At 30.8% G+C, this 12,568-nt stretch carries 15 protein-coding genes; 8 read left to right on the top strand and 7 right to left on the bottom strand.

Annotation, left to right across the window (positions count from 1 at the left end):
* Positions 1-2 precede the first annotated feature (2 nt).
* The 4 genes from ACTTAS_RS04570 to ACTTAS_RS04585 are packed head-to-tail and all read left to right on the top strand — an operon-like array spanning position 3 to position 3,878.
* Positions 3-1,013, top strand: coding sequence for a Gfo/Idh/MocA family protein (locus ACTTAS_RS04570; protein WP_440678484.1), 1,011 nt, complete (start codon positions 3-5; stop codon positions 1,011-1,013).
* The gene (locus tag ACTTAS_RS04575) at positions 1,010-2,083 is read left to right on the top strand and encodes a Gfo/Idh/MocA family protein (RefSeq protein WP_440678485.1); all 1,074 of its coding nucleotides are present in this window, start codon (positions 1,010-1,012) and stop codon (positions 2,081-2,083) included. Before ACTTAS_RS04570 ends, ACTTAS_RS04575 begins: the two co-directional genes overlap by 4 nt.
* 23 nt (positions 2,084-2,106) lie before the next feature.
* Entirely contained in the window at positions 2,107-3,036 is a 930-nt protein-coding gene (locus ACTTAS_RS04580) for a hypothetical protein (RefSeq protein WP_440678486.1), read from the top strand.
* A gap of 14 nt (positions 3,037-3,050) precedes the next feature.
* Positions 3,051-3,878, top strand: coding sequence for a phytanoyl-CoA dioxygenase family protein (locus ACTTAS_RS04585; protein WP_440678487.1), 828 nt, complete (start codon positions 3,051-3,053; stop codon positions 3,876-3,878).
* Here the strand turns inward: ACTTAS_RS04585 and ACTTAS_RS04590 are convergent.
* Positions 3,871-4,341, bottom strand: coding sequence for a GFA family protein (locus ACTTAS_RS04590; protein ID WP_440678488.1), 471 nt, complete (start codon positions 4,339-4,341; stop codon positions 3,871-3,873). The genes ACTTAS_RS04585 and ACTTAS_RS04590 overlap by 8 nt on opposite strands.
* A 29-nt stretch (positions 4,342-4,370) precedes the next feature.
* Here ACTTAS_RS04590 and ACTTAS_RS04595 point away from each other — a divergent pair, with 29 nt between their 5' ends.
* On the top strand, positions 4,371-4,598 hold the full coding sequence (locus tag ACTTAS_RS04595; RefSeq protein WP_440678489.1) for a hypothetical protein: 228 nt from the start codon (positions 4,371-4,373) through the stop codon (positions 4,596-4,598).
* Here the strand turns inward: ACTTAS_RS04595 and ACTTAS_RS04600 are convergent.
* The 6 genes from ACTTAS_RS04600 to mobA are packed head-to-tail and all read right to left on the bottom strand — an operon-like array spanning position 4,591 to position 10,798.
* Positions 4,591-5,640 carry a threonine aldolase family protein gene (locus ACTTAS_RS04600; RefSeq protein ID WP_440678490.1) on the bottom strand — a complete coding sequence of 350 codons (1,050 nt, stop codon included), beginning with the start codon at positions 5,638-5,640 and terminating at the stop codon, positions 4,591-4,593. The two genes, ACTTAS_RS04595 and ACTTAS_RS04600, sit on opposite strands and share 8 nt — an antisense overlap.
* Positions 5,641-5,642: 2 nt before the next feature.
* A complete protein-coding gene (locus ACTTAS_RS04605; protein ID WP_440678491.1) occupies positions 5,643-6,758 on the bottom strand; it encodes a serine/threonine protein kinase in 1,116 nt (371 codons plus the stop codon).
* A 5-nt stretch (positions 6,759-6,763) separates the two neighbouring features.
* Positions 6,764-7,981: an aminopeptidase P family protein gene (locus ACTTAS_RS04610; protein WP_440678492.1), complete on the bottom strand. Its 1,218-nt coding sequence runs from the start codon at positions 7,979-7,981 to the stop codon at positions 6,764-6,766.
* A 6-nt stretch (positions 7,982-7,987) separates the two neighbouring features.
* Complete coding sequence (locus ACTTAS_RS04615) at positions 7,988-8,893, bottom strand: DMT family transporter (protein WP_262589588.1); 906 nt, start codon at positions 8,891-8,893, stop codon at positions 7,988-7,990.
* 49 nt (positions 8,894-8,942) lie between these two features.
* Complete coding sequence (locus tag ACTTAS_RS04620) at positions 8,943-10,196, bottom strand: molybdopterin molybdotransferase MoeA (RefSeq protein ID WP_440678493.1); 1,254 nt, start codon at positions 10,194-10,196, stop codon at positions 8,943-8,945.
* Positions 10,193-10,798, bottom strand: a complete 606-nt coding sequence (gene mobA / locus ACTTAS_RS04625) for a molybdenum cofactor guanylyltransferase (RefSeq protein ID WP_440678494.1) — start codon at positions 10,796-10,798, stop codon at positions 10,193-10,195. Before mobA ends, ACTTAS_RS04620 begins: the two co-directional genes overlap by 4 nt.
* A 42-nt stretch (positions 10,799-10,840) precedes the next feature.
* On the opposite strand from mobA, the gene ACTTAS_RS04630 reads away from it, so the two are divergent.
* Genes ACTTAS_RS04630 through fdhD form a run of 3 tightly spaced genes read left to right on the top strand, consistent with a single transcriptional unit; the run spans position 10,841 to position 12,559 of the window.
* The gene (locus tag ACTTAS_RS04630; RefSeq protein ID WP_440678495.1) at positions 10,841-11,239 is read left to right on the top strand and encodes an iron-sulfur cluster assembly scaffold protein; all 399 of its coding nucleotides are present in this window, start codon (positions 10,841-10,843) and stop codon (positions 11,237-11,239) included.
* Positions 11,240-11,716: an HPP family protein gene (locus ACTTAS_RS04635; RefSeq protein ID WP_440678496.1), complete on the top strand. Its 477-nt coding sequence runs from the start codon at positions 11,240-11,242 to the stop codon at positions 11,714-11,716.
* A 3-nt stretch (positions 11,717-11,719) separates the two neighbouring features.
* Positions 11,720-12,559, top strand: coding sequence for a formate dehydrogenase accessory sulfurtransferase FdhD (fdhD, locus tag ACTTAS_RS04640; RefSeq protein ID WP_440678497.1), 840 nt, complete (start codon positions 11,720-11,722; stop codon positions 12,557-12,559).
* Positions 12,560-12,568 lie beyond the last annotated feature (9 nt).

Consider the following 12,568-nt stretch of genomic DNA (forward strand, 5'->3'; position numbering starts at 1 on the left):
TTATGAAAAAAGCATTAAATCTTGGTGTTATTGGTATCGATCACGGTCACATCTTTGACATGTTGGATGAAATGTTAAAAGAAGGATGCACTTGTGAATTCTTTTGGACAGAGGGTGATCCATTAACTTTAAAAGAATTTAATTCAAAATATCCAAATATTAAAAGAAAAGAAAATAAGGAAGAAATATTAAATGATCCATCTATTGATATGATTTTAATATCTTCAGTTCCAAAAGATAGAGCTCATAATTCAATAGAAGCTTTAAAAGCTGGGAAAGATGTGATGGTAGATAAACCAGGTTGTACTACTTTAGATCAATTAAATGAACTTAAACAAACAGTAAAAGAAACTGGAAAAATTTGGTCAGTTAATTTTTCAGAAAGGTTTCATGTTGCAGCTGTTGCTAAAGCTGAAGAATTAATTAACGAAGGAAAAATTGGTAAAATAAAGCAAACAATTGGTACTGGTCCCCACAGACAAGGTAATTATGAAAGACCTGATTGGTTCTACGATAGAGAATGTTATGGCGGAATAATTACTGATATAGGCTCACATCAAATTCATCAGTTTTTAGTATTTACAAATTCAAATGAAGCAAAAATTAATCATGCTCTTGTAGAAAACACTACAAAGAAGGAAAAGCCTGGTTTTCAAGATTTTGGAGAGGTTAATCTAACTGGTAATGGTGGACATGGTTACGTTAGATTAGATTGGTTTACTCCAGATGCACTTCCAACGTGGGGAGATGGGAGATTATTAATCCTTGGAGATAAAGGCTATATAGAAATAAGAAAATATACAGATTTAGCAAAATCAGAAAAAGGTAATCATTTATATTTAGCAAATAATGAAGAAGTTAAATACATCGATTGCTCTAATGTTAAGCTTCCCTACTTTAGAAATTTAATTAATGATGTAATCAACAGAACTGAAACTGCTTGTGCTCAGGAATTAACTTATCTTTCAATGGAACTTGCAATAAAAGCACAATTAAAAGCTGAAACAAAATGAGCAAATATCAAGTAGCAATTATTGGAACAAACATAGGTGCTAAGCACTATGAAGATTTTCAAAAAGTTAAAGAAAGATTTAATGTTCACACTTTATGTGGGCTTACAAGAGAAGCAATTGATAATATTTTATCAAATGACACCGAAACAAAAGTATCACTCAACTTTGATGAAGTATTAAAAGTAAAAGAAATAGATATCATTGATATATGTCTTCCACCCCACTTACATTTTTCAGCTTGTAAAAAAGTAATGGAAGCTGGGAAACATGTAATTTGTGAAAAACCATTAGTATCAAGTCTTAAAGAAGTCGATGAATTAGAAAAGATCAGTAAAGAAACAGGAAAAAATATTTTTCCAGTTTTCCAATATCGATATGGTCTAGGATTTTCAAAGTTAAAAGCACTAATAAAATCTGGTTTAACAGGAAAACCATTGGTTGCTTCCTTAGAAACACATTGGAATAGAGGAAAAGATTATTATTCAAAACCTTGGAGAGGAACTTGGGAAGGTGAACAAGGTGGAGCTATATTAAGTCATTCAATACACATTCATGACTTAGTAAGCATGATCTTGGGTCCGGTTTCAAATGTATTTGCTAAATTATCAACTAGAGTAAATGATATTGAAGTAGAAGATTGTGCAGCTTTATCAATTGAAATGGAAAATGGAACTTTAGTTACAAGCTCAATTACACTTGGAGCTGCAAATGATACCAGCAGACTTAGATTTTGTTTTGATGGATTAACAGCAGAGTCTGGCGCATCACCAGATAAACCATACAGTCCAGCGGACGACGAGTGGCATTTCTTACCAAGATACCCAGTTACTCAATCCCAAATTGATGAAGTGCTGGCAAAAGTAGAAGAGCCTCAATCTTGGTATGCAGGTATGTTTGATGAAATTGCAAACAAATTAGATGGATCTTCTAGTGATGAGGTAACTTTATCAGATGCTAGAAAATCTTTGGAATTTGTTACTGCTGTCTACGATTCTTCCAGACAAAATAAAAACATCAAACTTCCAATAGATAAAGACAATCCACTTTATAATTCGTGGTTACCAAAATAAATTAGTATATATTTTTAGTTGTTATGAAAAAAATAATTTTATTCTTTTGTTTAATATTTTTTTTAAATAATTCTTTTGCTGAGACTTTAAATTATAAAGATTTAGATAAACTATCAAAAATTAATTCTTTTGTGGATGAAAAAGGTAAATCTTATCCAATAGAAAATATTGAAAATAAAAAAAATTCTATTGTTATTATTTACAATCACGGAAGTACAAATGATCACAAGAAAGACTCTTGCAAAAAAAATCCATCTCCAGGATATATTTGGCAAGGTGCAGTTGTCCCTGCAATTTTAAAACTTCACAATCAAACTATTAAAGATAACAAAATTTTAATCTACAGAGTTTGTTCAGGTGTAAAAGGTATGTCTCTTAAAAACCAAAAAAAATACAAAAAACAATTAAAAGAAAATGACAAAATTGAATTAGTTGATGAATTTAAAAATTTAAAAAGACAAAAAATAATTTTAAATGAAATAGAGAAATTATTAAGTTTAGGTTTTGAAAATATTATACTTTCTGGATATTCGGCAGGAGCTTGGGCTTCTTTAAATCTTCAATCTAGATTTCCTGAAAAGATTAAAGGTACAATTGCTATAAATCCTGCGTTTGCAGGAAAAAAACATGAATGGAGAAAAAAGTACCCTGAGTGGGGAGCTTTTAGACAAATGCAAGTTGATATAATGAATAATACACAAACATTAAATGCTCTCGTATTTGCTCACAATAAAGATAAATGGGAAGATCAAGAAACATTGTCATTTCTAAAAAATTTTAAAGATTTGAACTTTGTTGATTATAGTGATCTAAAACCAACAAGCTGTACATGGGCAGATGTAGATAGAAAAATGGAAAGCGACAAGGGTCATAGCATCCCACAATCGACATGCTTTACTAAATACGTAGAAAAAAATAATTATTTTACAAATTATATTGAAAACCTATTTTAAAAAGTGATTAACTCATGATTAATTTTGATCTATCTGAGAGTTTAATTGAAGAATTTGATAATAATGGTTTTTTGATTTTAGATAACTTTTTAGATTTAAATTATATAGGAGATCTTAGAAATAAATTTGAGCCTCTATTTAAAGGTAATTTTGAAACAGGAATTGAGCCAGATGAATGGAACTGGAAATTTGGTAAAGATCCCGAAGATGTTACTCGTCAAATCTGTAATGCTTGGAAAGCAGATCATTTAATAAAAAAAATAGTTTGTCATAAGATAATTGGTGAAGTTTGTTCTCGTTTAATGAACTGGCAAGGTGCAAGATTGGTTCAGGATAATGTTTTATGGAAACCACCTGGAGGAAAAACCTTAGGATTTCATCAAGATGCTGCTTATGATGATTGGCTTATTCCACAAACCATGATGACTTGCTGGATGTCATTAGATGATACGTCAAAGGAAACTGGAACATTAGAGTATATTAAAGGCTCTCATAAATGGGGACTTCAGCCTCCTAAAGGAGAATTTCACTCCCCTGAAGATTATAAAAAAGAATTAAATATTTTTGCTGAAAAAAATAATAAACAAATAGAAGTTGCTTATGTAGAGGTGCCAGCTGGTGGTGTTTCATTTCACCATGGCTTTACCTGGCATGGATCAGGAATAAATACTTCGAGTAATCACCGACGAGCAATTGTTTCTCATTGTGTTACAAGTAATGCCAAGTTTCATCCAACAAATGAAGGTGGAACAGCTAAAACTTATAAAAAATATAAAAAAGAAAATAGTGATTTATTAGATGAGGAATATTTTCCTCTATTGTGGGAAAGTAATTCTATTTAGATCCATCAAACCTATCTTCATCCTGTTTAGTTGGATTATAAGTAGGTGATGTCTCAAATTGTTCTTCACATTTAATATCAATATAAGGTGCTTTTGATCTTGTAAAAATTTCACCTGATACTCCAAACCAAAAACTTGGTGGATCAAATGTTGCGGCAGCAATTGCTGTTAAACCTTTTAAAGCAGGTGCTGATATTGTCCAATAAACACTAGTCCCACATTTTTTACAAAAATTTGTTTTAAAAGTATTTCCACTCTCTGTTACAAACTTATATTGATTATAATTTCGAGAATGATGTTTTACATTTTCTTCTTTAAACCAAGCACCAACACCAAAAGGACTACCTGATCTTAGTTGGCAATATCTACAGTGACAAACTCTAGCTCTTTCTGGATTACCAAATGTTTCATATCTGTTTTCTCCACAAGCACAGCCACCTTGATGAATTTCTTTATCTGACATAATTTAAGACTATAATATTTTGAAATAATATGAACAAAGAAAACGCAAGTAAACTCTGGAAAATTATTCAGGAAGCTGGCGATTATTTGGTGGGGCAATTACCTGACCATCCAAATCACCCAAAAGGAAGAAACCCCTATGCTCATGTTGCTATTTGTGTAAAGAGCAAATTCAATGAAAGTTATAAAGATATTCCAGATGAACAATACGATGAAGTTATAAAGTATATTGAGTTTTTAAAAGAAAATCCTAGCTAGCTTTAATTGTATTTAACAATTCATCAACATCACTATCTTTAGTATTCCAAGCAGCAACTAATCTTACTGCTTTACCATCCAATTCTTCTTCATTCATTTTGTAACCTTCTGAATTAAGATGTTCTATTTTTTCTCTTGGAAATTTTGCAAAAACTTCATTTGCTTCAGTTGGATAAGCAATTTCAATATCATTATGTTTTGATAAACCATCACTTAACTTTTTACCCATTGCATTAGCATGTTTTGCATTTCTCAACCAAACATCATTTGAAATATAGGCATCTAATTGAGCAGATACAAAACGCATTTTAGATAATAAATGCCCTGCTCTTTTCATTAAAAAAGCAATATCTCCTACTAATTCTTTCTTAAAAAATATAATTGCTTCAGCTGCTAAACATCCATTTTTAGTTGCTCCAAACGACAATACATCAACCCCTGATTTCCAAGTCATTTCGGCTGGCGTTTCATCTAAAGATACCAATGCATTAGCAAATCTAGCACCATCCATATGTAAATTTAGATTATGTTTGTGAGTAATTTCTGCAATTTTTTTGATTTCATCTAATTGATAAACTTCACCTGTTTCACACACTTGAGTAATGCTAACTGATGAGGGTTGAGTGTGATGAACAATTCCTTTTCCACCAATAGATTGGTGTAATTCTTCTGCAGTTATTTTTCCCATTACTCCAGTTAAAGGAATTAATTTTCCACCTCCTGTATAAAATTCAGGGGCACCACATTCATCAGTATTGATATGAGACATCTTATGACAATAAATATTTCCATATGATGGTGTCATCGTAGATAAAGCTAATGCATTTGCAGCTGTTCCTGAAGCAGTTGGAAAAACAATTACTTCTTTTTCAAATATTTCAGAAAACTTATCTTGTAATTCAGTTGATAAAGGATCATTTCCATAAGGAGTACTGTCTCCTTCATTTGCTTTTATGATTGCCTCTAATACTTCAGGGCAAGCACCCGCAACATTATCGGAGGCGAATTTAACTCGCTCTCTTTTTGTTTTTATTTTTGCCATTGTTATTGTTTTGGAAAATAATCTTTTAAAGTGCCTTCTCTATATACATCAGCAGTACAACAGTGAAGTCCTCCACCAAATGCATAAGCATCTCTAAGTTCTACTGGCAATACTTCCATTCCTAATTTATCTAATTGCTCAGCTTGATAAATTTCACTTTTCTCAACACAAACTGTTTTAGGATCTAAAACTAAAACATTCATTGATAACCATGTTGAAGAATAACAAAGTGGTGGTGGTTCGTTATGAGCTGGTTGAGCACTATCAACAATTTCCCATCCATTATCTTCAAAAAGTTTTCTTTGTTCTTTTGGCAATCTTCTTTGAGGATTGTTGATAATTAAACCTTCTTTTATTGGGGTAAAGGTTGCATCAATGTGAATAGGATATGGATCTCCTGGGAAATTTACTGCGTGGACTCTGTGATCTTTGTAATGTCTCTTTAGCCAATCAATTCCTTTTAAATTAGTTGTAAATCCATGTTGAACAACCAAGTCTTTTCCAAATCTCAATACATCTGCAGCATCAAACAATGGCTCTTCTTCGGTAGTTACGAAATATTTTTTCTCAGTCCACTCTAATCTTTTTTGAACACCAATTTTATCTGATAAATAATCTTTTCTGTAATCTGCATCTGTTAGTCTTGGTTTTGGAGCAGACTCGTGTCTCATGTTAGGATCTTGATTGTAATAATCTTTAAGTAATGGTCGGTAACATAGATATTCAAACCAACGACATCTATAACTCATTGTTGCTTCTAAAATTTCATTACCCACAGTTAACAAAACATCTCTTGGAGGCATACAACCAAACATAGTTTCTGCTTCCCAATCAGGTGTGGATGTCTTTTGATTAAAATCAATTGGTGTTGGTCGGTCAACTTTAATGCCTCTTTTTTGAAGCATGTTTGAAAAGTTGTCTAACAATTCATTTGCTTTATCGACAGTATCTTTGGTTCTTGGACCAAACTGTCCTCGCATATCGCTATCTTCAGGAACTTTTGCATCTAATGCTGGCTCTGGTGCTGGAATACAAGTACCATCCGCTCTTCCAACAATTACATGTTTTAACGGATCCCACTCATTCCAACTATTAACAATAGTTTTATTCTCGCTCATAAAGATTAGTTTTTTATAATATTATGCTCAGGCCCGAAAGGAAATTTTGTAATATTTTCTGCTCCATCTTTACCAATCACTAATATATCGTGTTCTCTATACCCACCAGCACCAGGATTACCTTCTGGGATCATGATCATTGGCTCCATAGATACAACCATATTTTCTTCAAGAACAGTATCAATGTCTTCTCTTAATTCTAAACCAGCTTCTCTTCCATAAAAGTGAGAAAGCATACCAAATGAATGACCATAACCAAATGTTCGGTACTGAAGATAACCAAGTTCTGCGAATAATTCATTAAGCTCATGGCAAATGTCTGAACATTTAACACCTGGTTTGATTAATTCTAATCCACGTTTATGAACTTTAACATTTGCTTCCCAAGCTTTAAGGGAGGCATCATCTGCATGATCTAAAAATAAAGTTCGCTCTAGTGCAGTGTAGTAACCTGAAATCATAGGAAAAGTATTTAAAGATAAAATATCTCCTTTAACTAATTTTCTATTAGTCTTTGGATTGTGAGCTCCATCAGTATTGATACCAGATTGAAACCATACCCAAGTGTCCATGTACTCTGCACCAGGATAACTTTTAACAATCTCCCTTTCCATTCTATCTCTTGCTGCTATTGCTACTTCGATCTCCGTGTTATCTTCTCTAATATTTTTAGCTATTTCTTCACCACCAATGTCTGCAATCCTTGCACCATTTCGAATGATCTCAATTTCTCCATCAGATTTAATCATTCTAAGTTTCATTAGATCTTTTGAAACATCACTAAATACAGAGAAAGTAAAAATAGATCCTATTTTATCTCTCATATCTAAAGTGACATGATCATTTTCAATTCCAATGTTTTTTGGAGGCTCATCTCTTCCAATAATTGATACAATTGCTCTTAAAAAATTATCTCTTTTCCAATCAGTATAAATTACATTATCACAGTGTGATCTACGCCATGGTTGGCTTGCATCAATATTTGCTGAAATTGTTGAGATTTTATCCTGAGTAATGACACATCCATATGGTCTACCAAAAGAACAATAAATAAAACCTGTGTAATACGCAACGTTATGCATGGATGTTAAAATAATCATATCAAGACCATTCTTTTCCATTACTGATCTAAGTTTACTTACTCGATCGTTATACTCTTTATCTGTAAATGGTAATTTTACTTTTTCACCATTTTTAAGTTCAAAAAAATCTGGTCGTTCCATAATAATTTAATTTAATGCTATGTAGCGTTTATTCCATCTCATAATTAAACTGTAGTAGAATAAAGATACAAACAGAAAAAAACCTCCAATAATTGTATTTGTTGATGGCACTTCGTTAATTCCTAAAATTGGTAACCAAACCCAAAATATTCCTCCCACGACTTCTGTTAAAGACAATAATGTTAACTCAGCAGCTGGAATAGCTTTTGAACCAATTGAATATAAAATTAATCCTGAACAAACTAAAAATCCATGTAGTGAAAATAAAGAACTATTATAACTTGTAGCAAAGAATGCTTGTCCAGTAGACAAAATCATAATTGATGCAAACACAAAACAAAAGAAACCAGCAAAAGCAACAGTTGTAAACTTAGGAGTTTCTTTTCTCCATCTTAATGAAACTGAAAATACGGAAAAACCTATCGAAGAAGTTAGTCCAAATACAAAACCAATTAAAGATTTCTCACCAGTATTACCAATTGCCATTATCAATATACCAGCTGAAGCAATTATAATTGATATCCAAACATTAAGTGAAATTCGTTCTCTAAGAAATAAAAATGCCAAAAGAGCTGTAAAAAAAGGCATTGCAGCTAAACAAAGTAAAGTAACAGCGGCACTGGTGTTTGTTATAGAATAAATAAACGTGATCATTGCAACTCCAAGACCTGAGCCACCAACTATCCCCGATAATCCTATTTTATAGTAATTTTTGTAGAAGTTTTTTCCCTCTTCGAAATATAAGTAGAGATTAAGAAGAATAAAAATAGTTAAACCTCTTCCAAATATATACTGCCAAGGAACAAGATTAGGACTATCCATATATCTTACAACTAATGGTCCAAATGACCATAATATGCCAGCAAACAGTACAATTGGGACAGCAAGTTTTGGATTTCTTAACTCTAACATTTGTAGAAATCTAATTCTAAAAAGATTTTTCTACAACAAAAATACGTTTCTAAATCAAAGATTGATTGGAGTGGTTGGGGAAAAAACAATCTAAGATGTCTCCTTTTTTAAATTTTGATTTCCCTGCTGGTAACAAAGACCAAATGTTTGATTTAATAAAAGATTTTACTCTAAAAGACTCTTGCCCTTGTAAAATCTCAACTTCTATTTTTCCATTTTTAGTTGTGCTTAATTTGCTTTTTGCAAACCTTGTAAAATTCTGTTTTTTAAAAAAACTATTTTTTAAAGTTGCCCTAATAGGCTGTTCTTCACTTAGCCCTAAAATGTTTTCCATAAAAGGGATAACGAAAAATCTAAAACAAGCAGATGATGACATTGGATTTCCTGGAAGACCAAAGATTACTTTTTGTTTTCCTCTAATTTTAGCAAATAAAATTGGTTTTCCTGGTCGAATTGCTACACTTTTAAAATAATTGGATAATTTAAATGTTCTAACAATACTTGGAATATAGTCATATTTTCCAGCAGAGACAGCGCCTGATGTTATCAATATATCGGTATCACTATTTATAAGTTTTTTAATTTGAGATTTATAAATATTTTGATGGTTGTCTCTAAGTATTCCACCATTTTTAAAATTGAATAAAAAATTTTCTTTAAGGTTTTTGATGTAATGACTATTAGAGTTTCTAACTTTCCAATTTGGGATATTGTCTTGGTCAGTAATTTCGTTTCCAGTTGAAAAAAATAAAATATTAATCTTCTTTTTAACTTTAATCTTTTTTATCCCCAAAGTTTTAAAAGCTAAAATATGATTTGGCTGTATTATTGTATTTTTTTTGACAACAATCTCACCTTTTTTAAAGTCTGAACCTGCAAATCTTACATGATTAAACTTTTTAATTTTTTGATTAACTAAAATGTATTTTTTATTATTTTTATTTGGATAAAAATTAATCTGTTCTATTGGAATGATTGTATCAAAACCTTTAGGGATTATTCCACCCGTCATTATTTCAACAGCATCATATTTTTTAATTTTTTTATTTAATGATTTTGTTCCTGCTGCAATGGATCCAATTATTCTAAATTGTTTTGGTAAATTTTTCTTAATTCCGTTTGTATCTTTTGATTTAACTGCAAATCCATCAAATGCAGCATTATCTCCTGCTGGATAATTTATCTTTGAATAAATGTTATCTGAAATCACTCTGTTAAGAGAGTTTTCACTCAATATAGTTTCATCTTTAATTTTAATTTTTGCTTTTTTTAAAATTTTTCTAGATTGATCGTAACTAATCATTTTTTTAATAATTCTTTAGCTTGTTCTAAATCTTCTTTTGTATTGATATTAAAGAAAGGATCTTTATTTGGAAACTCCATATTAATTGTTTTAACTCCAACACTATTAGCCCACAATTCAACTTTTCTAGCTCCTTTTTCTAGATCATCTTCTAATTGATCTAATAAATTCATCGACCATAAACCAAAGATGTTATGCCTAGTATTGTTTGATTTTATAAAAAATAAACTACTTTCATTTTCATCAATTTGATTAATGAATTGCTCTAAAATTTCTTTTTTAAAGAAGGGAGTATCTACTGGAAAAGTTGCTATCCATTGATAGTTTTTATTATGATCTTTGACCCATTTCATTGCTGACAGAACTCCACCTAAAGGGCCAAGATCTTTTTTAATATCTCCAATTAGTGAAATTTTATCTGAATTAGTAAATTTAATTGAATCATTTGATACTATTAATACTTCCTTAAATTCATCAATTATTTCAGCTAGGATATAATCAATTAATATTTTATCAGCTAGCAATATCTGAGATTTGTCTTCACCAAACCTTTGTGACTTCCCGCCTGCTAGCACTGTTCCTAAAATGTTGTTATGTTCCATGAATAAAATATAAAACATTCAAAGTTGAATTAAAGAAATTAAATGGATTTAAGAATTTTAGAAATCGCGTCTCACACAGAAAATAATAAAGTTTTAGAAAACTTTACTCACAAATCAAAAAACAAAAATCCAATTTGTGGTGATGAGATGGAAATAAGCTTAATTGTCAAAGATGAAGTTGTAAAAGATATGGGTTATCAGTGTAAATCTTGTATATATTGTCAGGCATCTGTCAGCTTATTGTCTAGAAAAATTAAGGGTAAAAACTTAAAAGAAATAAAAGATTTTGTTACAGCTGGTGAAAAATTGTTTGAAGATGTTAAAGTAAGTCTAGAAAAACACTGGAAAGATTTTAAAGAAATTTTAGATAAAAAAAATCTTTCAAGGAAAGAATGTTTGCTTTTACCTTTAAGAACAATTGTTAAAGCATTAAAAATTTAAATGATCAAAATCACAAAACCATTATTACAAAAAGCATTGATTGCAGGTTTTTTTTCAACAATCACTATAGGGGTACTTACAGTATTAACTTACAAAAGTACTCTTGGATATTTTATTGCAGCATCATTTGGCTCATCCATGGTTTTATTGTTTGGATTTCCTGAAAGTCCTTTTGCTCAACCAAAAAATGTTTTCTTTGGACATTTGTTAACTGCTTTAGTGGGTGTGTTATTTGTTAATTTTATTCCACTTCCAATTTATATGAGTATTGCATTTGCAGTAGGTATTGGAGTGTTCTTAATGATTTTATTAAATGTTGTTCATCCTCCTGCAGGAGGAAACCCAATAATTGTTATTATTGGAAGTGCTTCTTATGATTATTTAATTAATCCAATTATATTTGGATGTATCATAATTTTGATACTCGCAATTATAATCAATAAATATTTATTGCAAAAAAACTATCCCTTAAAATAATTTATGAATTCAAAATATAAAGTTTTAAAGTATTCATCTAATAATTTTAAAGATGTTGAAGATTTAGTTTCTATTGAAGAACCATTAGAGATTTCTTTAAAGTACAAAGAAAAAGATAATTGGGTTGAACAAACTTTATCTATTACGATGAGAACTCCTGGTAATGATGAAGATCTTGTAAGAGGATTTTTATTTAATGAACAAATTGTAAAAAGTTTAAATGATATCGAAAGCATTGAAAGTTATGGAGACAAAGTTGGTCAATATAAAATTCAAAATAAAATACTAGCAACACTCAATAATTCAGAAAATGTTAATATATCAAAAATTAAAAGAGATTTTTTAACCAACTCATCTTGTGGTGTTTGTGGGAAATCTTCATTGGATGCGCTAGAGATAATTAAAACTACAAAGACAAATGCCTCAGAACCTAAAATTTCAAAAGATGTAATTATCCAATCCCCTGTTATTTTAAGAGAAGGTCAGCCTGAATTCAGCAAAACTGGTGGTATCCATGCAAGTGGTCTATTTAACAGTGATGGAAAATTGATAGCTCTAAGAGAAGATGTTGGAAGACACAACGCTTTAGACAAACTTATCGGCTGTGCTTTGGATAAAAACCAATTTGATCCAAAAGACCAATTTATTACGTGTTCTGGGAGACTTAATTTTGAGCTAGTCCAGAAGGTTTTGATGACAGATATTGGGATTATGATCGGGGTTGGTGCGCCAACAAGTCTTGCTATCGATTTAGCTAATAAGTTTGACATTACCCTCATAGGTTTCGTAAAGAGGGACAGTTTTAATATTTACACAAATAACAAAAAAGTTAAGGTGGAATAATAAAAAAAG

This window comes from Candidatus Pelagibacter sp. HIMB1611, from assembly GCF_052047715.1.
Classification (GTDB): domain Bacteria; phylum Pseudomonadota; class Alphaproteobacteria; order Pelagibacterales; family Pelagibacteraceae; genus Pelagibacter.

Excerpts from the sequence above, each read along its gene's own strand:
- ACTTAS_RS04635 (WP_440678496.1), top strand. The coding sequence starts at position 11,240 with ATGATCAAAATCACAAAACCATTATTACAAAAAGCATTGATTGCAGGT.
- ACTTAS_RS04590 (WP_440678488.1), bottom strand. The coding sequence starts at position 4,341 with ATGTCAGATAAAGAAATTCATCAAGGTGGCTGTGCTTGTGGAGAAAAC.
- ACTTAS_RS04630 (WP_440678495.1), top strand. The coding sequence starts at position 10,841 with ATGGATTTAAGAATTTTAGAAATCGCGTCTCACACAGAAAATAATAAA.
- ACTTAS_RS04595 (WP_440678489.1), top strand. The coding sequence starts at position 4,371 with ATGAACAAAGAAAACGCAAGTAAACTCTGGAAAATTATTCAGGAAGCT.
- ACTTAS_RS04605 (WP_440678491.1), bottom strand. The coding sequence starts at position 6,758 with ATGAGCGAGAATAAAACTATTGTTAATAGTTGGAATGAGTGGGATCCG.
- ACTTAS_RS04580 (WP_440678486.1), top strand. The coding sequence starts at position 2,107 with ATGAAAAAAATAATTTTATTCTTTTGTTTAATATTTTTTTTAAATAAT.
- ACTTAS_RS04570 (WP_440678484.1), top strand. The coding sequence starts at position 3 with ATGAAAAAAGCATTAAATCTTGGTGTTATTGGTATCGATCACGGTCAC.
- ACTTAS_RS04615 (WP_262589588.1), bottom strand. The coding sequence starts at position 8,893 with ATGTTAGAGTTAAGAAATCCAAAACTTGCTGTCCCAATTGTACTGTTT.
- ACTTAS_RS04620 (WP_440678493.1), bottom strand. The coding sequence starts at position 10,196 with ATGATTAGTTACGATCAATCTAGAAAAATTTTAAAAAAAGCAAAAATT.
- ACTTAS_RS04575 (WP_440678485.1), top strand. The coding sequence starts at position 1,010 with ATGAGCAAATATCAAGTAGCAATTATTGGAACAAACATAGGTGCTAAG.
- ACTTAS_RS04610 (WP_440678492.1), bottom strand. The coding sequence starts at position 7,981 with ATGGAACGACCAGATTTTTTTGAACTTAAAAATGGTGAAAAAGTAAAA.
- ACTTAS_RS04585 (WP_440678487.1), top strand. The coding sequence starts at position 3,051 with ATGATTAATTTTGATCTATCTGAGAGTTTAATTGAAGAATTTGATAAT.
- fdhD (WP_440678497.1), top strand. The coding sequence starts at position 11,720 with ATGAATTCAAAATATAAAGTTTTAAAGTATTCATCTAATAATTTTAAA.
- mobA (WP_440678494.1), bottom strand. The coding sequence starts at position 10,798 with ATGGAACATAACAACATTTTAGGAACAGTGCTAGCAGGCGGGAAGTCA.
- ACTTAS_RS04600 (WP_440678490.1), bottom strand. The coding sequence starts at position 5,640 with ATGGCAAAAATAAAAACAAAAAGAGAGCGAGTTAAATTCGCCTCCGAT.